This is a genomic window from Elusimicrobiota bacterium (genome assembly GCA_016721625.1).
In the GTDB taxonomy this organism is placed as follows: domain Bacteria; phylum Elusimicrobiota; class Elusimicrobia; order FEN-1173; family FEN-1173; genus JADKHR01.
The window spans coordinates 185,297-209,006 of sequence record JADKHR010000001.1 but is presented as its reverse complement, the minus strand read 5'-3'; the positions used below and the strand labels follow the sequence as shown (position 1 = coordinate 209,006).

20 protein-coding genes are annotated in these 23,710 nt (G+C 59.2%); 9 read left to right on the top strand and 11 right to left on the bottom strand.

Annotated features, from left to right (window positions below):
* The first annotated feature begins 394 nt into the window (after window positions 1–394).
* The 5 genes from IPP35_00750 (at window position 395) to IPP35_00730 (ending at window position 5,256) form a co-directional block, all read left to right on the top strand.
* A complete protein-coding gene (locus tag IPP35_00750; GenBank protein MBL0057672.1) occupies window positions 395–943 on the top strand; it encodes a ThiF family adenylyltransferase in 549 nt (182 codons plus the stop codon).
* A complete protein-coding gene (locus IPP35_00745; GenBank protein ID MBL0057671.1) occupies window positions 919–1,173 on the top strand; it encodes a hypothetical protein in 255 nt (84 codons plus the stop codon). Before IPP35_00750 ends, IPP35_00745 begins: the two co-directional genes overlap by 25 nt.
* Window positions 1,170–2,855 carry a hypothetical protein gene (locus IPP35_00740; protein MBL0057670.1) on the top strand — a complete coding sequence of 562 codons (1,686 nt, stop codon included), beginning with the start codon at window positions 1,170–1,172 and terminating at the stop codon, window positions 2,853–2,855. Before IPP35_00745 ends, IPP35_00740 begins: the two co-directional genes overlap by 4 nt.
* 101 nt (window positions 2,856–2,956) lie before the next feature.
* Window positions 2,957–3,790 (top strand): MMPL family transporter, encoded by an 834-nt coding sequence (locus IPP35_00735; protein ID MBL0057669.1) that lies wholly within the window; start codon window positions 2,957–2,959, stop codon window positions 3,788–3,790.
* Window positions 3,703–5,256: a hypothetical protein gene (locus IPP35_00730; GenBank protein ID MBL0057668.1), complete on the top strand. Its 1,554-nt coding sequence runs from the start codon at window positions 3,703–3,705 to the stop codon at window positions 5,254–5,256. Before IPP35_00735 ends, IPP35_00730 begins: the two co-directional genes overlap by 88 nt.
* A 142-nt stretch (window positions 5,257–5,398) precedes the next feature.
* Here IPP35_00730 and IPP35_00725 read toward each other — a convergent pair whose 3' ends face one another.
* The 10 genes from IPP35_00725 to IPP35_00680 form a co-directional block, all read right to left on the bottom strand.
* On the bottom strand, window positions 5,399–5,830 hold the full coding sequence (locus IPP35_00725) for a DUF2203 domain-containing protein (GenBank protein MBL0057667.1): 432 nt from the start codon (window positions 5,828–5,830) through the stop codon (window positions 5,399–5,401).
* Window positions 5,831–5,861: 31 nt separating this feature from the next.
* Complete coding sequence (gene bcp, locus IPP35_00720; GenBank protein MBL0057666.1) at window positions 5,862–6,314, bottom strand: thioredoxin-dependent thiol peroxidase; 453 nt, start codon at window positions 6,312–6,314, stop codon at window positions 5,862–5,864.
* An 18-nt stretch (window positions 6,315–6,332) separates the two neighbouring features.
* Window positions 6,333–7,166 carry a hypothetical protein gene (locus tag IPP35_00715; GenBank protein MBL0057665.1) on the bottom strand — a complete coding sequence of 278 codons (834 nt, stop codon included), beginning with the start codon at window positions 7,164–7,166 and terminating at the stop codon, window positions 6,333–6,335.
* A 360-nt stretch (window positions 7,167–7,526) separates the two neighbouring features.
* Window positions 7,527–7,940, bottom strand: coding sequence for an EVE domain-containing protein (locus tag IPP35_00710; protein ID MBL0057664.1), 414 nt, complete (start codon window positions 7,938–7,940; stop codon window positions 7,527–7,529).
* Complete coding sequence (locus tag IPP35_00705; GenBank protein ID MBL0057663.1) at window positions 7,937–8,305, bottom strand: molybdenum cofactor biosynthesis protein MoaE; 369 nt, start codon at window positions 8,303–8,305, stop codon at window positions 7,937–7,939. The genes IPP35_00710 and IPP35_00705 overlap by 4 nt, the downstream gene beginning before the upstream one ends.
* A 100-nt stretch (window positions 8,306–8,405) precedes the next feature.
* The gene (locus IPP35_00700; GenBank protein ID MBL0057662.1) at window positions 8,406–8,633 is read right to left on the bottom strand and encodes a MoaD/ThiS family protein; all 228 of its coding nucleotides are present in this window, start codon (window positions 8,631–8,633) and stop codon (window positions 8,406–8,408) included.
* Window positions 8,630–9,562 carry a quinolinate synthase NadA gene (gene nadA / locus IPP35_00695; GenBank protein MBL0057661.1) on the bottom strand — a complete coding sequence of 311 codons (933 nt, stop codon included), beginning with the start codon at window positions 9,560–9,562 and terminating at the stop codon, window positions 8,630–8,632. The genes IPP35_00700 and nadA overlap by 4 nt, the downstream gene beginning before the upstream one ends.
* Before the next feature lie 18 nt (window positions 9,563–9,580).
* Window positions 9,581–9,724: a hypothetical protein gene (locus tag IPP35_00690; GenBank protein MBL0057660.1), complete on the bottom strand. Its 144-nt coding sequence runs from the start codon at window positions 9,722–9,724 to the stop codon at window positions 9,581–9,583.
* Between the two features lie 15 nt (window positions 9,725–9,739).
* Entirely contained in the window at window positions 9,740–9,958 is a 219-nt protein-coding gene (locus tag IPP35_00685) for a hypothetical protein (GenBank protein MBL0057659.1), read from the bottom strand.
* Between the two features lie 19 nt (window positions 9,959–9,977).
* A complete protein-coding gene (locus IPP35_00680) occupies window positions 9,978–10,319 on the bottom strand; it encodes a hypothetical protein (GenBank protein MBL0057658.1) in 342 nt (113 codons plus the stop codon).
* Window positions 10,320–10,423: 104 nt separating this feature from the next.
* On the opposite strand from IPP35_00680, the gene IPP35_00675 reads away from it, so the two are divergent.
* The 3 genes from IPP35_00675 (at window position 10,424) to IPP35_00665 (ending at window position 12,635) form a co-directional block, all read left to right on the top strand.
* Window positions 10,424–11,887, top strand: coding sequence for a HAMP domain-containing protein (locus tag IPP35_00675; protein MBL0057657.1), 1,464 nt, complete (start codon window positions 10,424–10,426; stop codon window positions 11,885–11,887).
* 68 nt (window positions 11,888–11,955) lie between these two features.
* Complete coding sequence (locus IPP35_00670) at window positions 11,956–12,420, top strand: response regulator transcription factor (GenBank protein ID MBL0057656.1); 465 nt, start codon at window positions 11,956–11,958, stop codon at window positions 12,418–12,420.
* Window positions 12,421–12,443: 23 nt separating this feature from the next.
* Complete coding sequence (locus IPP35_00665; protein ID MBL0057655.1) at window positions 12,444–12,635, top strand: winged helix-turn-helix domain-containing protein; 192 nt, start codon at window positions 12,444–12,446, stop codon at window positions 12,633–12,635.
* A gap of 15 nt (window positions 12,636–12,650) precedes the next feature.
* Here IPP35_00665 and IPP35_00660 read toward each other — a convergent pair whose 3' ends face one another.
* Window positions 12,651–13,022 carry a response regulator gene (locus IPP35_00660; protein ID MBL0057654.1) on the bottom strand — a complete coding sequence of 124 codons (372 nt, stop codon included), beginning with the start codon at window positions 13,020–13,022 and terminating at the stop codon, window positions 12,651–12,653.
* 184 nt (window positions 13,023–13,206) lie between these two features.
* Between IPP35_00660 and IPP35_00655 the strand changes: the two genes are divergently transcribed.
* Window positions 13,207–23,703 (top strand): AAA family ATPase, encoded by a 10,497-nt coding sequence (locus tag IPP35_00655; GenBank protein MBL0057653.1) that lies wholly within the window; start codon window positions 13,207–13,209, stop codon window positions 23,701–23,703.
* Window positions 23,704–23,710 lie beyond the last annotated feature (7 nt).

The window sequence follows — 23,710 nt, the reverse complement described above, 5'->3', positions numbered from 1 at the left end:
GGGCGGAGCGGCTTGCACCTCTTGGAATGTAAAATATTTCTTCCGCATGGTTATATATTACTTAATTTGTTGCCTTTCGTCAAAAAATCGCCTACCCCTGCCCCGACGATAGGACCCCATTAAGAAATCGGCTCCGGGCCCATGGCCAAGGTGATCCCGATGGGCCCTCCTTCCCCACCCATTGATTTTTCACCCCAGGCCTCATTTTCCAATTTCGGGTTGAATCCGCCGAAAATGAAGTTCCCTTGCGAAAGCACTATTCATCATGTAGGCTTAGCCGAGAAATCCGCTTTAGTCGAGACCCCTTATTAGGAGCAAATCCACGATGGACAGAAGCCGGCAATCCCAAAAAACAAGGTACCAAGACCTTGTTCTCCGAAACAAGGGTTATATCTTGGACGCGATTCAGGAAAAGATCCGCAACACCCGAGTTCTTGTGGCAGGGTGCGGGGCGGGAAGCACCATCGCAGAGTCCATGGTTCGAACTGGTTTCACAAAGTTTTTTCTCGCGGACCACGACACGGTGTCTTCCCACAACCTCAACCGTCAGGCCTATGAATTCAAAGACTTGAACCGGCCAAAAGTGGAAGCCTTGCGCGATCGGCTTGTCGGCATCAACCCCGATATCGAAGTGGAGGCGTTCAATGAGCGGGTCACGCAAAAGAACGTGGCGAAAATCGTCGGCAAAATTGATTTCGTGATAGACACGATTGATTTTCTTAACCTTCCCGACGTGATCGCTCTGCACGACGAGTCGCACCTTCAAAAAAAACCGTATTGTCCTGCCTCACCGCCGGCTGGGGCGCGGCGGGCCTTTATTTTCCTGGGGGCCATTCATGCACCGCGCGCACGCTTTTCGGTCTTCCAGAACACGGGCCCGTCGATGGGGAATCTTATATTGAGCGTTTTGCCGGGATCATGTCGGTGTTGGGGGCTCACCTGAACCCCGCCATCGTGGCCGTCTTCTCCGAAGCCCTCAAAGTCATGGAAGACGGCACCGCCTGCCCGGCTTCCCAACTGGCGGTCGGCGGAATGAGCATCGCCGCTTTGGCCAACACTCTGGCGGTTAGGATTTTGAGCGGTCAACCGGTCGCCCCGGCGCCCCGAATCCATCTCGTGGACCTGGATCGCCTGGCCGAAGTGGGAACTCTCACTTTAGGAGAATCCCTATGATAGCCAGGCTTGCCGCGAAAAGCGTCAATTTATCATACTCCCTCGGCCTGCCTGTTCCCCTCAGACTCCAAATCATGGTGGAACGGTGGCTGTGGAACCATCCCTCGCAAATCAAGGTCTTTCTCAATCTCGTCACCCCCGCGGCCCTATGGAAAATGTCGGAAAACAAACTTGTCGCCGTTGTCCGCTATTTCATTCGGGAAACCCCGGCCTTGAAGAAAAGAGTGGAGGGATGTTTTCCAAATGGCTTGCGGACCTTTCAGGATTTCAAGGACCACATGCCCGTGTTGGACAAGGCGTCTTACGTTAAAACGAACACGCTGGTGGATCTTTGCCGCGGGGGCCGGATTCCGCGGGCGGGATCTCTCTACAAATCCGCGGGAACCTCGGGGCAACCCACCATCTGGGCCGACAGCGTTGAGGAACAACTGGCTTTTGATAAAACGGTCGGATTCATCGGCCACACCCTGCTGGACATGTTCGGTCACGATTATTTTATCGTCAATTGCTGGGTGATGGGTTCCTGGCTGACGGGTGGAAATTTCGCCTCCAGCGCCCGATTTTACGGGGCCATCATCAACATTGGAACGCTTTTGGAAGAAGCGACGGAAACCATTCGCTCCTTGGGTCCTTCCCGTCGAATGCTCTTGGCGGGTTATCCGCCTTTTATCTTCTCTCTTTTACAACGACTGGAAGCCGTCGGCATCAAGTTCTCCGATTATCACTTTGACGTGGTGGTGGGAGGCGAAGGTTTCGTGGAAGAATGGCGAGACAGCCTGATCCGCAAACTCGGAAACAAATCGGTTATTTTTTCCGTTTATGGGTCCTCGGACAAGGGGCTGGGGGAAGGCATCGAATCCCACCTCGCCTATGCCGTGCGGACGCTTTTTTATGTGGCCTCGCTCTCCTTCATCGATCAAAAGAAGGCCCACGAGGTGTGGCGTCTCCGATCGGGCGAAGAGAATCTTCCATTTAAAACCGAGGCGTCGGCCCGCGCGTTTCTGTCGCGACTGCTGGGCGAAGATCTGCTCCATCGTCTACCCATGGTTTTTCAGTTCGATCCTTCGTTCTATTACAACGAAAACAGGCCCACGGACGGAAACCCCGGGGCGCGAAGAGAATTCGCCTCCACCGTTCTCGTGCCCCTTCTGACGATTCCACGCGTCCGCTACAACATCCACGACGAAGGCTTTGTGGTGACCTACGACGAGGTACGGCAGGCCGCGGCCGAAGCGGGGTTGGACTGGAATCGTCTCAATTTACGACACGACAAGTATTTCGATCTGCACCTTCCGTTCTTATTTATTTTCGGCCGCACCGACGGCACCGTATCCATCGACGGGGCGAACATTTTCCCCCAAGACGTGGAACGGACCGTGAGAGAAGACGCGGCCTTGTCGGAAGCGGTGTATGGACATCAATTGTTCGTCACGGACGCATTCAATTTGGGTGTCTCCTTGGAATTGCGCGCCGGGACGGCGAACACGCCGGACCTCCTCGAGCGGGCCCGAGCCCAGCTGGACAATCGCCTCGCCACCTACAGTTCCGGGTTCGGGGAACTCCGAAGGGACCATTTGCCCTCCGCCGTTCTAACCGTGGAGACGCACCCTTACAACACCGGCCCCTTCGCCAATCGACGGGTCAAAACAGCCGGCGTTCGTGCGCCCGCGAAACCCCAATAGCCGATCGCTCATTCGCGTGACGACATGACCCCGCGCGAACGCTCCGGCTCGGTTAACGAGCGAGCCCCCCGGTTTTGGCTCCCATGAGTATTTTCGGCTTTTTGCCGTCCCGCGAAAAAACGGTGGCGCGCGCCGCCCATTTCATCACTCGGCGGGCGGCCTTTCTTTTGGCCGGGACCATCCTCCTGAGCCTTTTCTTTTCCTACCAAGTCGTGCATTTACAAACGACAAGTTCTATCGACGATTTCTTCGATTGGACCAGTCCGTCGGCCAAGTTCTTCCGCGACTTCAAAAAAGTCTTCCCCAAAGAGGAATTTTTTATTATCGCTTTTGAGGACAAGGACATCTTCACGACGGCGAACCTCACCCTGATCCGGTCCCTCACCAACGATTTAAAAAACATCGAGGAAATCATGGACGTGACCAGCTTGGCCAACGTCACGGACACCGTGGGCACAGAGGACTCTTTTATCGCGGAGGGTTTTCTCAAAGACATCCCCGCCGATTCCCGTGGACTGGAAGATCTGGGACGGCGCGCGACAAGCAATCCCCTCTTCCTCCGCCAGCTCATTTCTTCCGATCGCCGGACCACCGCCATCGTCGTCTATGCCTTCGACCGACCCGACGACCCCCACTACAAAGACCGACTTCTCAGCAAGACCCGCGCGGTGCTGGAGCGGTATTCCCCCTCCGGCAAACAGTTTCATTTGGCCGGGTACATCGTCACCAATCTGGCCCTCAACGATTACATGGACCGCGATTTGGTGCGGTTCGTTCCTTTAACGTTTTTTTTCGTCGCTCTCACGATCGTATGGGTCTTTCGTAGCCGACGCCTGTTCTTTTGGCCATGGCCAACATCTGCCTTACCGTTGCCTCCACACTGGGCTTATCGGCCTTTTGCGGGTTCCCGCTCAACAACGTCACGTCGATCGTGATTCCGCTGTGCATGTCTCTCGCGCTATCGGACACGGTCCATATCTTCGTCCACCTGGATCGACGATTGTTGACCGAACATCCGGACCGAAGGGACGCCCTGGCGGCGGCCTTGAGGGAAATCCTATTTCCTTGTTTTCTCACGAGCCTGAACACGGCGCTCGGGTTCCTCTCTTTCACCACGAATCGCATTGCGGCCATTTCCCAGTTCGGTTGGATCGCGGCGGCGGCGATGATGTTTGAATTTATATTTTCTTTTGGATTCCTCGTCCCTCTCCTCCTTTACTCGAATCCCGACAAGGTCTACCGGGACCGCCAGGTTTCCGAACAGCATCTCATCGGCCGTTCTTTGCGTTGGGCCAATCGCGTGGTAAATACCCGATCCGGAATGATTGTCGGTTTGTCCTTAACATTGCTACTGATCTCCGGAGTCTTGGCGACGCGTGTCAAGGTGGAAACCGACCTGTTGAAGTTTTTTTGGAAAACGGACCCCATTCGACAGGACGCAGACTTTGTTGAAACGAATTTGTGCGGACTACAAGATTTGAGCGTTTCCTTTCAATCGGCGACGCCGGGGGCTTTCAAAGAACCCCGCCACCTGGCCACCGTCGAGCAGGTTCAGAATTTCATCAACACTCTTCCGACCGTGGACGCCACCACGTCCTTCGTGGACTATCTGAAAGACATGAACCAATCGTTTCACGCCGAAGATCCGGCCTATTATCGAACCCCGGAAAAACAAAATTTGATCTCGCAGTTCCTCCTGCTTTACAGCGCCGACGACATCAATGACTACGTGACGGGAGATTTCCGCCACACCCGCATCGTGGCGCGCATTTCCGAGCATAGCACGGCGCGGTTGGGGGACATGATTCACCGCATCGAAAACTTTGCCCGAAAGCTGAACACGCCCTTGGACATACGGGTGACCGGCTACATGGCGCAAGAAGTTCATACCTCCCGCGTCATGGTGGAAGACCAAGCAAAGAATTTCTTTCAGTCGGTGGGGTCCATCTGGTTGGTGATGCTGGTGGTGTTGAGATCCTGGGGGTTGGCCACGTTATTTTTGATTCCCAACCTCTTCCCCATCATCCTCAATTTCGGTCTGATGGGAGCAACGAAGGTGGCGCTCGACACGGGCACGGTGCTGATCGCCGCCTCTGCTTTCGGCATCATCGTGGACGACACGGTTCACTTCATGATTTCATTCCGAGAAAAGCGTCTTCGGGGCGTTCCCATTCCCGTTTGCGTTGAGGAGGTTCTCCTCTCAAAGGGGGAAGGGATGATGTCTTCTTTTCTGATTTTGGGCGTCGCTTTCGGGGTGCTACTGCTCAGCCGATTCGTTCCCATTTTTCATTTCGGGATATTGAACGTTTTTGTCCTGGCGACGGGCATGATCGGCGACATCTTTTTCATGACGAGCCTGCTCATCCTTTGGGACCGCCGCCGGAAAAAAAGTCTCGGCTAGCGTAGCGATTTTTCCGAGAGACCGTTCTCTCAAAAACAACGCCAGGAAAGCCTTTTATATTTCGGGGGAGGTTCCTTGGCCCATTCGGAGGACGCGCTCAGGCGGGGAAGGGGTTGCCCGGGCGAAAGAAGACTGGAAAGGGTTACCGGAGCGGCGAGCGAAATCCTGGCAGGGTTTTCCAGGGAACCCCCGCTTCGACGATCGGCTTCCGACCCGAAAAACCTTCGGTCAGCCCGTGCCAGTGGCCCACCTCCGCTTCTCCGGCCTTCCAACAAAAATACCCCTCCCCATATCCGGGGATCCGCGCAGGAAAATCCACCAGACCTTGATCCATATCCTTCGGAACGCATCCCAGGTCCAGGAGCGTTTCCAGCCGATGGCGAACCTCGGAATAAAGGAATTCGACTTGCCCCTGCGACACGGCCAGTTCGACAAAATTGGCTTCTCCCCTGGTCCGCCAGTGGGAGATTTTAGCGTGGGCTCGCCGTTTCAGCTCTTGAACCTCGGCCACCAGCTCCCGAACCCGCGGCAGGCACGCTTGAGCCTCTTGCAAAGTAAAATAGCGCTGAATCATTTTTATATATTACTTAATTAGGTGCCTTTAGTCAAAGAACCGCCAAAATTTCGGTTGAATGGCCGGCGGGCTTGACCTTTGGAAAAACCGCCTTTACGCGGCCATCGGCGCCCAGCACGTAGGTAACGCGCAGGATCCCCATGTATTTCTTGCCATACATGGACTTTTCCCCCCAGGCCCCATAGGCTTTGACGATGGATCCCGATTCGTCGGCCAAAAGAGGAAAAGGGAGTCCGTGCTTTTCGGCGAACTTCTTGTGCGAGGCGGCCCCGTCTTTGCTGACGCCTAACACCACGGCCCCCTTTTTTTTGAAGGCCCCGTGATCGTCCCGAAACCCGCAAGCCTCCACGGTACACCCCGGCGTCAGGTCTTTCGGATAGAAATACAAAACAACGGACTTTCCCTTGAAACTGGAAAGTTCCACCTTTTCCCCGTTCTGATCCAGCGCCGAAAAATTCGGGGCCCGGTCTCCAACTTTCAACATAAAACCTCCTCCCTGAATTTATACCACCGGCCGACCCAAAATTCGGCTCAGGGTTCGAGCCGCTTCATGGGCGTCCAAGAGGTTAGAAAACCCTTCAAAAACGCCCACGGGCCGCAGATTTCCCCGTTCCATCCGAACCCCGTAGAGGGGTTCGGGCCCCGTCAAATTCACCCGCAGGCCGGTCAACTCGCTCCGGGCAAATCGGCGGGCATCGGAGAATTTAAAAAAGACCCTCCGCACGATCACCTCGTCGCTGGTGACACGCAATTCCACCCGTGCAAACCACGTGTACAACAAACCGAGAGCCACCGCGGCGTTGGCCAGCCCCAGGAAAACATAGGCCCCGGAGGAGGCCACCGTCATGACCAGCAACCAAAGAGCGGCCACCAAACCGAAGGCCCACAACACGATGGGGTTCGGACCCGGGAAAGAGGTCCGGGCCCCCAAACGAACAACCACCCCGCCGGCTTCCTCACTCACCCGGATATACCGCCTGGCTCCGCCCGAACGGGAGAGAAGCGTCGGCGGAGGAACCGGCAACACACGGGAAGGCGGGCCCTGAACCCGGGCCACGCCCAAGTCGAAGCTGGCCCCGAAAACCGACCGAGAGGCGGTGCGCGCCCTCAACCGCCAAAGGACCACGCCATTGGGAGACAATCCTGACGGGGGAGCCTCCTCGGGAATCGAGAAATGAAAGGGCCAGGTGTCCGGCCCCGTGGGAGAGGGAGCGTGAATTTCCGCCGTCCAGAGCCGACGAGTTAAATCGGAATCGCTTTCCAAGCAATCCAAGTTCACGATCAGACCCGCGGGGTCCGCCTCGGAAAGGCCCGTGCGGATGACGCCCACCAACATTTCCCCGGGCCGCCCGGCCCCAAATGTTCACCTTGGCCCCCCGTGAAACACGCCAACGGCGTGTCTCCAAAACAGCCCACAAAAGGAGAGCCAGGCCCACCACGCCCAGACTCCCCCCCGCGCCCACTCCCATCCCCTGGGCCTTTCCGAAAAAACCAAAAAAAGTGAGAAACGCCAAAACGTTCCAGCCCAGGGCCACGAACATCATCATCCAGGCCTCAGCCCCCCGCGTGTTAGGAAAATGAGCGGCGGTGGGCCCCGGCGGGCGCACCCACTGGACCTCTTTGCGTCGCCACCCCCACCCGGGAATGAAATGCGCGGAAACGAGAACGATGGCTCCCATTTGTCCGAGCAGGGGATTCATTGTTTTTTCATTTCCCCCGCCAAAGACTTTAAGGCGCGTTCCTGGAGGGGTGTGACGGGAGCCACCGAAAGCCGGGGGATCCGCAAAAAAGGCATTTCGGAGAGCGCAGGGCTGGCACGCATTTCCGCCAATGGAACGGGCCTTTGGAGCCAGCGCTCAAACGACACATCGATGGCCAGCCATTTTTCATCCGCGGGATCTGGGACGGCCGCCGCCGCGGCCCGGGCCAGGCAAACCAGGGTTTTTTCTGGCGAGGTGTGATATCCCCAAATAGTGTCTCCAACGGCGATCTCCCGGAGCCACCGCCGGGCCAGGGGCCCCCGGATGCCGTCCCAACGGGCCCGTCCATCGGCTTCCACCCGGGACCAAGGGTAAACCCCCGGCTCCGTCGAAAAGATCCAGGCGGTCATGAAGCGGGGTAGGTCAGAACGCTGTCGGAAATCAGCAAGGTTTCCCGATGATGAGAGGACCAGCGGGAGGCGCCGTCCAAAAAAATATCCTTTTTCCACAGGGGAACACGGGATTTCATCTGTTCCAACGCGAAGTGGCAGGCCGCAAAAGCGGCGTCTTGTTGGGGAGCGCTGACCACGAGGAAAAGGCTCGTTTCCCCCACTGGAACACGGCCGAGCCGGTGTTGCCACAGCATATGAGTGCCAGGCCATTTCACTTGAACCTCTTCGAAGATCCGGGCCATTTCCACCTCGCCCATGGCCTCGTAGGCCTCGAACTCCAAAGCGGTGATCGGGCCCCGGGCGGTGCGGTCCGGCCGTACCACCCTTGAAACGAAACCACGGCCCCGGGTTCGGAGTGCCGGGCGCGCTCTTCCAGCCCATCCGCCGCAATGGGACCGGCCGTAAAAAATGGGACCTTTTCCATTAGGGGGAAGCCCAGGGGGGAAGGAAAGCCACCTCGTCCCCATCCGACAGAGGCGTGTCCCAATGGGCCCAGCGGCGATTAACGGCCACGCGAAGGCTCCGATCTCTCAAAAAGTCCCACTCGGGGCGGGCGTCCGCCAGCGCCTGAGGGGTGTTTGACGCCATCGTTTCCATCCGCCGAACCCCGGTCAGTTCAGCCAGCCGGGCGAAGAAAAGCAGGGTGATCATAAGCCCGGAATCGCCACCATGCGTTCAATCGCCCGTCGCGCCTTATCGGCGATCTCCGCCGGAACAGTGATGCGATGTTTCATCCCCTCCAGGGACCAGAGAACCTTTTCCAAGGAAATCTTTTTCATGAACTCGCACTCGGCCGCCCGCGACACCGGGATGAAGGTTTTTCCAGGACTCTGTTTTTTCATGCTGTGGAGGATTCCGTTCTCGGTGGCGACCAAAAAGGTTTGGCGGGGAGACTCGGAGACGTGCCGGACCATTCCACTCGTGGAGGCGATGAAATCGGCGTGTCGGAGCGCGGACGTCAGACATCCGCACTCGGGGTGGACCAAAAGCTCGGCGCCGGGGAACTCTTTCTTCTTGGCCTCAATGTCTTCGTCATGGATCGCGCGGTGAACGTGGCAGGACCCCGGCCACAAATGGATCCGCCGCCCGGTCTTCTCCCGAACGAACTGGCCCAGAAACATGTCCGGGAGAAAAAGAATTTCTTTCTCTTTCGGAACGGATTCGACCACCCGGACCGCGTTGGAGGAGGTACAACAAATATCGGCTTCCGCCTTTACGGCGGCGGTGGTGTTCACATAGGCCACCACCACGGCGGCCGGATGTTGGGCTTTCCACTGGCGGACCTGGGCCGCGTCCACCGTGGCCGCGAGCGAACAGCCCGCCTCCAGGTCCGGGAGGAGTACGGTTTTTTCCGGCGCCAAGAGAGCCGCCGTCTCGGCCATGAAATGGACCCCGCAAAAAACAATCACGTCGGCCCGCGTCCGAGCGGCTTCCCGCGACAGAGCGAGGGAATCCCCCACGACGTCGGCGATATCCTGAACCTCGCCCACCTGGTAGTTGTGCGCGAGGATGACCGCGTTCCGCCTTTTGGCGAGGCGTTTGATTTCGGCGACGATATCGCTGGGGGGAGCCGTGCCCATGGGAGGATTATATCGCTTTTAAAAGGTCAGGATCGGCCCGCCCTGGCCCTGAGAGAGGAAAGCGTTTAAACCGATCACCGCGTCCACCCTTTCGGCGAGGACCGCGGAATTTATTTTCCAGAGGCGGGCCCAAGCCGAGCAGGCATACGCGAACGCCGCCATGGGCGTGAAGGTCCTTCAGGAACGCCGCGGGGTTTTGTTTTGAAAGTGAAAGGATTCGGGGGATGGAAGAGCCTCGTCCAGACTCCAGCGGGACTCAACGAACGCCCGCAAAGCCGGCCCGCGAAGAAAGAGGATGGCCGTGTCCCCCCGGGCCCGGGCGGCGGCAATAAAGGAAACGCTTTCATAGAAACAGTCCAACCCGCCGCCAAAAAGAACGACGGAAAAGACGGCCACGGGAGCCGGACGGATTATGTTAAGAACGACGTCGTGGGCGAGGAACCGCGGGCGCCGGCGTTTGGTTGCCCCGCTCCTCGACCGTCAAAGGGACCGCTGGGACGGTCGCCTCGTTACGATTTTTTAGCAGGTCCAAGGTTTCCCGGTTTTTGGCTTGTAATTTCGCGATGCTCCGAGCGGTCCACCATTGGCGCAGGCTGGTGTCGACGACGTAAAATATTCCGAGCACCACCAGGAACCCCGACAGACTAATGCCGATCAAGAACCTTCGGCGGTTTGAGATCAAGAGGGACACGATCACCCCCAAGATACCAAGACTCAGAATAGCCAAACCAAACATGTTGCTCGTTAGAATAAACATAGGTCTCCCCTACGCAAAGATTGAAACAATAGTAACAGACAAACCATGAATCGACAAGGTGTTTCCCTTGACGGGCGGGAATACCTCTGTTACACTGAAATCCCTTGAAACGAATTCCTCTTCGCACCAAACTTGTTCTTCATTCCGCTTTTCTCGTCCTGGGCGCCGTCGCGAGCGTGGGGGTTTCACTTTTTATTTCCGAGCGGCACTATTTGGTCCGCCGTTTCGATCAAACACAGGAAGACAACGTCAATTCGTTGGTGCAGATTCGCCGCGAGTCGGTCGCTGCCAACAACGACCAACTGCTCGCCAGCTATCTTTCTCTCCTCCGCCGGTCCCGGGCGCTCAGCTACGCCATGGTCCTGGACGAAGGGGGCCGCGTGGTGGCCCATACGAACCCCGCTTTCGTCGACCAGAAACTCACGGACCCCGTGAGCCTCCGGGCCGCCGAAACCAGGGGACTCCTCCGCCAACAGACCGGCCTCACCGACGATGTGGTCGACCTCGCGCTTCCCATTTTAAAAGGGACCCGGCGGTTGGGCGTCGCCCGGGTCGGTTATTCCCGCACGTCCATGGCCCAACTGGTGGACCAAGCCTTGGAGGCGGCGCGCCAACGCATTTTCTTGGCGGCTCTGGCGGCCCTGGGGTTCGGGATCGTTGTCGCCGTGGGGCTGGCCGTGCTCTTGGCGCGGCCCATCGGCCTTCTGCGCGACGGCGCCCACAAGATTGGAGAGGGAAACTTGGACCACCGAATTCGAATCACGACCCGAGACGAACTGGGGGAATTGGCCCAAGAATTCAACGTGATGGCCGCCCGACTTCAAGAACTGGACCGTTTAAAACAGGACTTTGTTTCAAATGTGACGCACGAACTTCGTTCCCCCCTGACCTCTTTGCGAGGCTATGTCGAACTCCTTTTGAAGGAAAGCGCGGGTCCCGTCACGGCGGAACAGCGTGAATTTCTGATCGTCGTTAAGAAGAACTCCGTGAGGCTGGCCCGGTTCATCGATAATTTGTTGGACGTCGCCAAAATTGAATCGGGCAAAATCGAACTCCACCAGGAACGGGTCCTCCTTCAAGACCTCGCCTTAGAAATGTCCGTGGTCTTTCGTCCCATGGCGCAGGAGAAAAACATTAATTTCCACATCGGCATCGATCCACACCTCCCCCCTCTATGGGCAGACGCCGACAAACTGCTCGAGGTCATCACCAACCTCCTCAGCAACGCCTTCAAGTTCACACCCCTGGAAGGACAGGTCGCCTTGCTGGCCGCCGCGGAAAATAACCAAATCCATCTTCGCGTGACGGACACGGGAATCGGAATTCCGGCGGAGGCCCTGGCCTCGGTTTTCAACAAGTTTGAACAGGTCAAACCCACCACGGGCCTGGCCCGAAAGACCAAAGGGTCGGGCCTCGGCCTGACCCTCGTCAAAGGCTTCGTGGAGGCCCACGGAGGGCGCGTTTGGATTGAAAGCGAACAGGACCGCGGCACCACGGTGCATGTCGTGCTTCGCCAGGCCGAACCCGTGAAGGAAGAAACGGAACAAAAAGCCTCCCCGTTGGGCTGAAGAACGGGGGTTTACAAAAGGGCGCCGAACATTTAGGATAATTTCAAGAATCGCAGAGGGGGCAGAAAATGCTTAAAAAACGGATCATGGTGGTGGACGACGACAAAGATATTCGCCGGCTGGTCGAGAGCATCCTCGGAAAGGAAGGTTTCGTCACGGTGGGGGCGGAAAGCGGCTCGGATGCCTTGAAAAAAATCCAAAACTCCAAACCCGACCTCATCATCCTAGACTTGCAACTGCCGGACAAAGATGGTTTTGAAATCTGCAAAATCCTTCGGGCCGATCCCGCCACTCGAACCATCCCGGTCGTCTTCCTCACCGTTCAAAACCTCGACTCGTACAAGATCGCCGGATTGGAAATCGGCGCCGACGATTACATCACGAAGCCGTTCAATCAGACGGAACTCGTGGCCCGCATCAAAGCCGTTCTCCGTCGAGTGGAATGGGGAGACAAAAAGGAGGCCCCCTTGAAGGACGGAGGCCTCTCGGTAGATATGGAGAAGCACATCGTTGTTATGGATGGAAACCCTTAGCGCTTTCCCCCAAAGAGTTTGATTTGCTTCTCTCGCTCCTTCGCAACCAGGGAAAGGTGATGACCCGGGCAGAACTTTCCGAAACGGTCTGGGGCCATGAATATTTCGGCAACACCCGCACGGTGGATGTTCACGTCGGGCGGCTTCGTCGAAAACTCGGCAAACTGGGCGATCGGATCAAAACCGTGGAGCGAATCGGCTACCGCTACGAATAGCCCCCCCTTTACAAGTTAAACCGCCGGTTTGAGCATGGCCTGAATTTTCTCGGCAAAAGCGGCATACCGAACGGGCTTGGCGAGTTTTCCGCAAACGGTTTCGCTTGTCAAATCCGAATCCTCCGCAATCACGGAGACCACCACCACGGGAGTCCGGTTCGTGGCCGGGTGCGCGCGAAGCAAACGCAGAACCTCGAACCCATCCAAAAATGGCATTTCCAGGTCCAGCGTGATCAGGTGCGGTCGGAAATCGATGGCGGCGCGAAGCGCCTCTCGGCCATCCGTGACGCAGCGGACCTCGCATCCCATTTCCTCGCAAAAATCGGCCAACAAGTCGGCCATTCCGATGTCGTCGTCGATGACAAGAATTCTTTTTGCGTTTTCCATGGACCGCCCTCCTCGAAGTGTTTCCGTCCTCGAACTAAGGATACGTTCATTTCCGGTCCACCGCCTTAACAACTTGTAACAAACATGTAAATACTGCTGTTCGATTCGTTTACGTTTCCGTTACAACTCTGTTACCATTTGTTTAGAGGATCTTTCATTCCGTTTGCTATTTTAAAGTCCATTCATGACCACCTCACCCCGTTCCACTCTTCTTTCATGGCGCCGACCGCTGGCGGCCTTGACGACCGCGGCCCTCTTGCTGACGGGCCCCGCAGGTCCGGTTCTAGAGGCGTCCGCCTCTGCGCGGGATGTGTGGGCGGAGCGACGAGAGAGGCGCCTGAATCGAGGCCGTGAGTCGACCGGTCCTTCGATCGCGCCGCTCGCGCTCCTTCCATTCTCCCGAAAGAACGGGATCGTTTCGGAGGAATTTCAGCCGTTCGCTTCGAAGCCTTTTCCCGATCCCGAAGGATCTGGGGGGATTCCCCTCATTTTGCACCTTCAAGAAATCCACGGGAACGCCGCCGCGCAGAAGAACGCGGCTAAACTCCTGGCGGAGTTCGCCCGCCGGGTCGCGCCGACGGGTTCAAATAAGTCTTTCTTGGTCGCCGTCGAGGGGGCTTGGGGCGAGCTCGACACCGGGTGGTTCCGCTCCCTTTCGGATTCCGCCTACCGGGACTCCCTCGCCCAAGTTTTCCTTCGAGCGGGGTGGATGACGGGGGAGGAATTTCTCTCGGTTTCCTCCGACGGGCCGCCGGTTCGCGTGGTGGGCGCGGAAGACGCGGGCCTTTTCCGGGCCAATCGGCGCGCGCGGAAAGAAACCGCGGATGCTCGGGGGGCCATGGGAGGAATACTGGCCGTCTATTCGGCGGCGATTTCCAATCTGAAGTCCCGGATCCTCCCCCCCCTCGCGGCCCGGTTGGTCGATTTGAAAGAAGGGTTTGAGCGGGGCCGCATGGACCTCACCACCTACCTCCGAGAACTGGATTCGGCGGGGTCTTCCCCCTGGGCGCGGCCCGCGTTCCCCTCCCTTTCGAATTGGCTCGAAACGGAGAAAATCGAACGGCGTCCCGAAACGGGAGAAATTCGGCGACGACTTGCCAAAGCCTTGGCCCTTCCCCCAACGGCCGGGGCGTCCCCCCTTTCGCCCCAAGACTCGGAACGGTTGGCTTTCTGGGCCAACCGCGCCGCCTCGCTCAACCCAGAATTAATTCGACGGGACCTCGGCCGCTTGGAAGACCAACGGTTGCTCCAGAAGGTGCGGAGCCTCCCCGCTCCGGAACGGCGCGACGCCACGGACTTCCTTCGGCTGGAAAAGTGGCTTCGGCTCAACGAACGCCTGTGGTCCCTGGAGATGTCCCCCGAAGAATGGGAAGAGCTCCAAACCCTGAGCGGGAAAATGGGGTGGGAGTCCTTTCACCGAGATCTCTCCGCCTTGTGCGGGAAGAGAAGAGTTTCCTCCCCAACCGAGTTTACCGCCAGGCGTCTCCTGTTATTGGATCGAGCGGCTGGTCCCCGCCTCCTGGACTTTTATCGGCTGGCCCGCCAACGAGACCGCGCCATGGCCCGCCACGCCGTGGCGCTGGCCCGCTCGCAGGGCAACGGGTTCGCCGCTCTCGTCACGGGCGGTTTTCACTCCCCCGGTGTCCGTCGATGGCTTCGCTGGGAACCGGCCTCGTATCTTGAATGGACTCCGCGTTTGGAGGAGGAAACCGCCTCCCAGACCCTGAGGGACGCCAGCCGTTTCCAATTGGATCCGAGCCGGGTGCCCCTCTCCGCGCTCGTGGCGGCCATGACGATCCTTCACCATCCCGAACGCTGGCGCGAAATCGAACGACAGGCCCCTCCGTCGCTAGATTCCTCTGAAATCTTTGAATCTGAGGGAAAGCGCTGTCTGGCGGGCCTCGGCCGTGGAGAGGGAGAACCGGTTCCCTTTCTGTTGGGAGGGACCCCGGAGGAGCCTGAATTGATCGAAGGCCGGGAGGCGCTCCTGGCCCTGCAAAGATCCCGTGCTTCGACCGACAGAAGGCCGGACGCGATGGACCGAGAGCTGTCCGTTCTTCTTTCCGGCCATCCCCGCCTATCGGCCCTTCGGTTGCGTCTGGCGCGGGGAGCCTCCCGGGTGAAAAATAGAGTCGGAGTCTGGTGGTCCTCCCTTCCCGATATCTCTCCCGCCGGGGTCCCTTTCCCCCCCCTTTTCCGAGACCCTTTGTTTCAGTTTTTCTTTTCAGTTGGCGGAGGCGCGCTCTATTTCCTCCCGACACAGACCGGCGCTTCGCGCGGGAACACGCGGGGGGACCCCGGCCCGAGCGATTTAATGCAACAGGCGTTAGGCCAGATTCGCCGGGGAGCCTTTCCCGAAGCGGATAAAACCCTCCGCCTCCTTCACGCGGTGGACCTGGACGATCATTGGTCGGACGAATTGTTTCGCCAACTTTCACCCGACGAGCGCGCTCGCGCGGGAAAAAACCTTTCCCTGCGGGTCTGGAGCGCCGCCCTGAACGGACATTTCACCCGGCTCTTTGAGGAACACGCCGCGTTCCTCACCGACCAATATCGAACCGCCACGGAGTTCTTTGCGGCCGGCGGACAGCGTCTGCCCGGGATGGAAGAACATCTTCAAAAGGCAAAAAACACCCTATCGATATTCAATTTAAACGCCCGCTCTCCCGATATCCCCGCGGACGCCCTTCACGGAAACCTGTCGCTTCAACACAATCAAGCCCAAGCCTCCCCCAACGGAACGGGGAATAGTTGGGGTTGGTTTTGCGCCGAATTCGATCGCCTCCTCCACAAGGACGGCTTCAATAATGAGGACGCCAAACTTCTCGCCAATATCCTCAAGTTCGAACGCAAATGGCTGGCCCACCGCCTTCGCTATTGGCTGCACCCGCTCGTGACTCAAGACCCGGCCGGGGCGCGCTGGGCGGGAGACGATTTTTTGCTCCCCTCGGCTTACGGAGAATACCGCCACATTCAGAATTTTTTTCCGGAAACCGCTCCGCTCCTTCAGAACGGGTTTGAAGCGCGGCGCCGATGCGCGCGGGAAAGGGTTTTGGGCGTGCTGACCGATCTGACGGGAAGCCCCCCCCAGCGCCCCGTCGACATCCGCCTGATCACCCACCCGGCCATCGAAGGAGCCGTGGATCGGGCCGCGATCGCCCTGATCGACGGCGCGGTCCGCGTCCAACATCCTTGGCCCCACACCACCGCCCCTTTTGAGCAGGCCTTGGCGGCCCGGTTCCGGAAGGGAACCGACGGTTGGGGACCGCGGAAACTCTGGCGGATCAACCTTGGCCAAATGATGCGGACCCCGAACGGGACCGCAAAACGCGCCGTTCGATTGTCGGACCTTCTGGTTTCGCTGGGAGAAGCCGGAGGCAACGCCGTCGTCCTCGACCTCGCGGAATTCGAAGAACTTTTCCGCGCCGAACCCGACGCCCTCGCCGACGCCGTCCAAAATCTCCGCCAGGCGGAACAGGAGCGGGGCGTTCCAGGTCCGGAACGAACTCTGATCTTTTTCTCAGGCTCCAAGGGAAGCCGAGACCCGTTGGCCTCCCGAAGGAGAACCGCGACGCCGATCGCCACGGTGGAGGCCGCCCCCGACCTCGTCCTTTCAATTCTTAAGGCCCGAGCCGACCGAATGAAAAAAAGCGGGGTGGAAAGCGAACCCGATCTGCTTCACCGGCTGGTCAGGGCCGTCAACGAGGGCTCCATGGACCTCCCCATGGCCGATGGTCTTTTGGACCGCGCCGGCGCGCACGCGCGCGCCCGAGCGGGCGCTGGCCTGGCGCGGGTCGAAAACGGCGACTTGGATTTGGAACAGAAGGGACTACCTCCTTTCGAACATCTCTCGCTCTGGCGTCAAGCGGGGATCGCCCTCCACGCCATGGCGGCGGACGTCGGGACGGAGCTCGAGCAATACCTGAACGAACTTCGTCGCACCCCGCCCAGCGACTTCAACCATTCTCCCCTCTTGGCTTATATTCGACACCTTTTAGCCCTGCGCTTCCTTTGGCCACGGACACCAGCCACACCCGAACAGGACCAGAGGATGAAACGAACTCCCCAAGAACAGACGACTCTCCTGCAACAATGGCGAGCCAAACGAAAAACGTTCCGGGACGAACTGGACCGATTTATTTCGGGCCAAAACGAACTTAAGGCGGAACTGGAAAGGACCTACCTGCTCCATGATTTCCAACAGTCAGGCAACCCCGCCCCCGACCCCGCCGACATGGTTCTTTTGGAAGGCCCACCCGGCACGGGAAAAACCACCATCGCGCAAGCCCTGGCGAAGGCCACTGGCAGGAAATTCATCGAGATCAACGCCGGAGGCACCGCCGACGCCAAACGATGGAAAGGGATCAAACGCACGTTTGTCGGCTCCCAACCCAGCGAGATCACGCGCCAACTGGAAGAAGCTGGCACCGAAGACGTTTTAATTTTGATCGACGAGGTGGACAAAATGTCGCGGGAGGCCCTCGATGCCTTGACGGACTTCCTCGATAAGCGGCAGGAATACCACGACACCTATTTAGGTTCCCGCCTGCGTTACCGCCGTCCCCGGGTGCGCGTCCTCCTGACCGCCAACCAGATTGACGAAAAGGTTTTTCCCGATCATCTTCTGAGCCGCCTGCGCCGGGTGTTCACGAGACGATACACGGACAAGGAATTGATCGCCATCGGACTGGACCACGTTTTCCCGGAGACGGTTCGCCTCACCGATTTTGGGGAGAAACGCGTCCCCTTCCCGGACCGCGCGGCGGTCATCCGCACCCTGGTATCGGAATACCTGCCCGGTAAGGACGTCCGTGATTTACAAAAGTTCCTGCGGCGGTTGCTTTCCCAGGCTTTTCACGAGTGGCTTCTCGCTTCCCAGCCCGGCCGACCGGCCGCTCCCGTTCTCGTGGACCCCGCCTTCGTCCGCCGCGTGTTGGGCGCCGCCCCCGTCCGAGTGGATTCCATTCCCTCCGCCGACATCGTCGGCCAAGTGAGTGGATTGGCCGCCGGCGCCCAAGGGGGCGCCGTGGCCCCGGTTCAAGCGTATTTTCGTTCCCTCCCGGGGGAGGACGAAGGAGAGTTGATCGTGACGGGCCTTATGAAAACCGACATGAGGGACAGCGCCCAGCGCGCCGTTCTGTCCGTCCAGCAGGCCCTGGGAGAAGCCGAATCAATAGGACGCACGCATTTCCATATCCCCGGGGAATTCCCAAAATCCGGCCCCTCGGCGGGATTGGCTTTTACCACGGCGCTCTATTCGGAGCGGACCGGGTGGCCCGTTCGCGCCGGCGTCGCCATGACGGGCGAAATTTCCCCGACGGGAAAAACCCAGCGCATCGGCGGGTTGGAGGAAAAACTTTCCGCCGCGCTTCGGGCGGGCGTTAACACGGTTTTTTTGCCGGCGGGGAACGAACCCGAACTGCGGGTGGCCCTAGCCCGAGGCGACCTTCTTCGATTCGCGGTGGAGAATGGGAATCGCATCCGTCTACACTTTCCCGAGAACGCCTGGGGCCATTGGCTGGAAGGGACCCGAGCGGAGATCGACGCCTTTATCACCGCTCATCCCGAAACATCCCCCCTTCTCACGTGCGTCCTCGTTCACCATTCGTATGAAGTTTTAAACAGGGCGATTGTTCGCCCTCCCGGGCAAAAACTGTTGGAGGTTCCCCAAAACGCGGAGCCGGCCGGGCAAATCCAAAAGACCAAGCCCCCCATGGGGTCCCCCGAATCCGAGCCGGAAATCGTTTTGAATTCCCTCTCTGACATAAACGAGACACCGGCCCCGCCGTCCCCCGTTGGGCCCGAGGTTTCATCCATGGACGAGGTCAATCGCCTGGCGTTCCACTCTTCCCCGGAAGAAAGGACCCCGGCCCTGCAGAGGCTTCTCGCTTCTAAACAGGACGAAGACGCGCGCCGGGTTTTAAACGTCCTCCACGGTCTTGCCTCCGTCGGCGACCCCTCTTTTGTGGCCACCCTGCGCGCCCTTCCCGCATGGAGGAAACGCCTTTCGGCCGCGGCTCGCGAGACCGACCTCCAGGCCCTGGGGGTCCTCACGGCCCGCGCCCGGGACGCCGTTGTCGAGGAAGAAATCGCATTGCTCCGCCAAGCCATCGAGAAAACGGAACTATGGCTCACCGCCACGCCGCAGACCTCCGGGGACTACATTCAGCAGGCTCGAACCCGGTGGACCAACCAAAGACAGCGGGCGGCGCAGTCCCGGGACGAATTGGGAGGAAATGCGGCGAGGGCGGATGACTATCGGTTTTTTGACCACGTCCACACGTTCCTCACCCAACTTCTGGATGATCTTCCGACGTCAAAAACCGCTCCGTCTTTTGAGGATAACCAACGATTTCTAGCGGCGGTTAATAATTACCTGGCCTTCATGCGCCACCAGTTCAACGACTTTCCCGGTCCCACCGCTTCCGCCACCCGACCCGCGCGCGGACGGGAACTTCCGTTCGTGACCCCCATCTCCGATTTGGAACAGGAAAACGCGCTTTCATTTCTCATCGCGGATTTGGAGCACGGCCGCCCCAGTTCCGACGTGTCCGTGACCGCTCTGGCCGCGATGGGGGAGAACGCCCTGCGCCTCCGGATGAAGGCCGGGGAGGTGATGGACCACACCCGCCCCCCGCGCGTACCCCTCACGGAAAGAGAATTATCCGCCTTTCGCCCCGCCGCCGAAGAACTGGCCCGGCGTTTGTCAACGGAAGACTCGCGATCGATTATGGTTTACTCCCCGGACGAGGCCCTGTCCGCGCGTTTCTTAAACGCCGCGGCGCACTATTTCCAGCGGACCTCGCCCTTTCCGGACCAACGGGCGACCCGTGTTCTATCCGTCACCTTCCCCGCAATCGTGGGGGATCCGAAAATTCTGACGACTCGCCTGCAGGAAACCATTTCCCAAGCCCGGGCGGCGGGAGATGTGGTTTTAGCCGTGGATCTGGACGCCTTTTCCCGTCACTTTAATAACGACCTCGCCACCCCCATGGCCTTTTTGATCGATACCGCCTCGGGCCGCGAGGGCCCCCAGGGGGCGATTCTCCCCGCGCCTCTCTTGTTTTTTGGAAAAGAGGAAACCCATTTGGCCCTGACCGACACCTCCCTGCCTTACGACCGAGCCGTACAATCCACACCCCTCCTCCCGTCCAAGGGAGGCGCTTTCCTTGCGGAATGGCTGACGGGCCAAGTCGTTGACCGGCTGGGGCCGGTCCCCTTTAAACCGGCGGCCCAGGCGTCGTTGGCGGAACTCCTGGAACGGGAAAGCGACCTGGACCTTTCCCTGGTTCTCTCGGCGCTCCTCAAAGCCGCCGTTTCCGCCCGGAGCGGAGGATCCGCCGCCGTCACCGCTGAAGACGTGAACCGAGCCGTGGGAGAAGCCCTCGCATCGGCCGAACGAGCCCCTGAGAATATCGAAGAGTACCGCGCCGCCGCGCGGCGAATCCCGGACCCCGTCGGGAGACGACGCCTGATGAGTGAAATCAGCCGCCTGGCCCGGATTGGGGCCGGAGCCGACCAGCAAATGCTCACGACGTGGATCGAGACCGTCCTGGCCTGGCCCTGGAGAGAGAAACCCCTCCCGCTCATTTCGCCCGACCAAATCCCGGATCTGGTGCGAGCGGCCATGGCGAAACTGGACCGCGAAGTTTATGGGATGAAAGACATCAAACAAGAAGTCATGCGGATCTACGAACTCTACCTCCACCAGATTTCCCAGGGACGGGAACCGGATATGCCCATCATCGCCCTGAGCGGTCCGCCGGGAACGTCAAAAACCCATCTGGCTCGTTTGATCGGTGAAATATTTGGTCTTCCCAGCGAAGTGATCGCTTGTTCCGGTGTGGACGATCCCCGGCATTTCGTCGGCTTCTTTCGAACCTACACGTCCTCGGAGGAAGGCTCGATCGTCAAAGCCTATCGAAAAACAAAAACCAAGCGCATGGTGTTGGTGTTTGATGAGCTCGACAAACGCCGCGTGGATGGCCATTTTGGAGATCCCCTGAACGCCCTCACCCGTTTTTTCGATCCCAAATACCGGCGGTTCACCGACGATTTTCTGGAACTTTCTCTCGACGTGAGCCCAACCCTCACCGTCATCACCATGAACCGGCTGGAAACCATTCCCGAACACCTCCAAAGCCGGATGACGATCCTGAAGGTGGAAAAACCCACCCGCGAAGACAAAATCGGCATGGCGAACCAGGTTTTACTGCCGCGATTGCTCAGGTCGAAGGGGTTAACCCGGGAGAGCGGAGCCGTTGGTTCGGAAGACTGGACCCCGCCGGTCACGATTGGAAATTCTTTGATGCTCCTGACCCGCTTGGTGGACCACCACCTGAGTCCACTCGACGATGCGCGAAAAATCGAAGAACGGTTGAATCAACTGATCGATTCCGCCTTCGGCGATTACGTGGAAACGGGCCGACCGGTCCGACTGGACGCCGATGCGCTGGAACGATACCTGGGACCTCCGCGCGGGCCGCGGGGAACGGGCGAGGGGCCCGGCGAAACGGAAGTGGGGCGCATGGAGATTCCGGTGCAGGAAGGCGCGCTCATGACCACCCACGCGGTCCGCCGTCCCGGAGCGAAATGGCGAATGCAACTCCCCCTCTCTCTGGGAGACCGAGAAGACCGCCCCAACACCTTGGCCGACACCGGCCGGTTGGCTTGGAATTTGGCCCTTTCCTTTGCTCAGAAACGGTTTCCCAACGCACTTCCCGGGACGGTCTACCTCCACGTGGACGTTAACGATGCCTCCACGGAGAATCCCGGCATGGGATTCTCCGGCCTTGGCCTTCTCGCGGCTTTTTATTCTTCCATCACCGGCCAGGCGCCCCCCGCCGGGGTGTGCCTCGGGGGTGAAATTGACCTGAAAGGGAATGTCCTCCCCGTCAATCCCAAGGAGCACGGAACGCTCTCTCGCAAAGTCATTCGTTCCTTCGCGGAAGAGGGCGAAACGTTTTACCTCCCCGCCGGAGACGGCACGCGCCGAGAATTGGAAACCATGATGCGCCGTCAGCCCTATCTTCGCGGCCTCCTCCTCCAAAACGGGGTCGCGGAACTGACGCTCAATTCCGACCCCGGCACGGGGGATCCCGCGGACGACGGCCCGGCCGCCCGGAGACGACAGCAGGAAGCGGACCTCTGGAACCGCCTCTTGGAGGGCCTGCCGGCGAAAGCCAAAGCAGAGGGGGTGGAGGTATCGCAGGAACAAATCCCGTTAGAGGAAATTCAGGGGTTAAAGCAAACCGGGAAAGAATCGGCGTTTATCCAAAGTTTCACTCTTCGCGGATCCGAGAAGGACCTGACCCGGCTACTCAGCCGGGAAGAAGCGCTCCGTTCAATAGGGAGATTGAAAGACGAAACTCCCAAAAACGCCTCGACGCAGACCTTGCCCATCTTCCGCTGGCTCCGCGGCCTCATGGATAAGATCCAGGACGGGGCCACTCCCGAGCGGGACGAGAAACGTCAGGCCGTTCCCCTCCGGTTCGTGCTGGTGGATCACGTGGAAGAAGTCTTGAACGACTTGTTCCCGGACGAGGGAGGCCCCTCTTCGGCCTCCGGCTCAACGACGGGCAAGCCTCCCCGGCCCTCCGACCCCGGAAACGGCTCTCCCAGCGAATTTCGCGCCGGGATGGCGTTGTCCCCCCACGAAAATATGTCCTTTAGTGCCGACGGGAACACCCCGTGGGGGCAAACCGACGGCGCCTTTTTCGCCCCCACCCCCCGCCGGGACCGGGCGAACGAACCCAAAAACACGTTGCTTGCCGCGGTCCGAATTTTGGGAGAAAACAGCCCGACGGAATCCCCACTAGGCGCCCTCGCCTCCCAACTGGAAAGGACCGCCCCCCTCGCGCCATTGACCCATGAACAATCGGACCGGTTGGCGGATGAACTGGGGACGATCCCTTTCCCCGCCCCAGGGTCCGATGTCTCACGGGAAGAATGGAGCGCCGCCAGGACGACCGTCATTGGTTTCATTGAACGCTTCCCGCGTCCCGCTCCGAACCTTTCCCCAACACCCGGCCAGGAGGCCCGACCAACAAGCTTCCACAACACTCTGGCGGCGGGGCTACTCAACCCCGAGAATCCGGCGGGTCTCGTCATTGTGGACTGGGGGATGGTGGCCTCCAGCCCCAAGGAAGTCGCGCGGCTGATCACCAGCATGGCGAACCGTTCCAACAACAAAATAGAAATTGGGTTTTTGAACGCCGAAGGGGAAGGAACTAAAATGATGGAACAGCTTCAGAAAGAAGGATTTAGCCGCGGGAACAACGTTCACGTCCTGGACCGGAGAGCCTTAGAAGAAGCCGGCGCCTTGCTCGAGGGAGGTCGGGTCGACTTAAAGAAGGTGGAGGGTTTTGTTCAGACCCATTTACGTCGACAAAACCGAGCCCCCGCCCGCCTGTCCCAGGTCGTGGCCGACCCCGTGAACGCCCGGCGCTACATCGGGGACGTGGTTCGTCTGTTACTGGACGTCGAAGAAGTCGTTCTGGAAGGGGACGCCGCCGTCGCTCTGGTCACGAGCCTCGGCCACGACGCCACGCTCCCCATCCGAACCCAAACCCTTTCCTACAACCCCTTCACGCGAACCCTGCGCCTCCCCCCCCAATCCCTCACCCCCAACGCCCTCACCCACTTCGACAAAGTTCTCCTTTTGATCGATACTCAAGCTTAAGAACTCA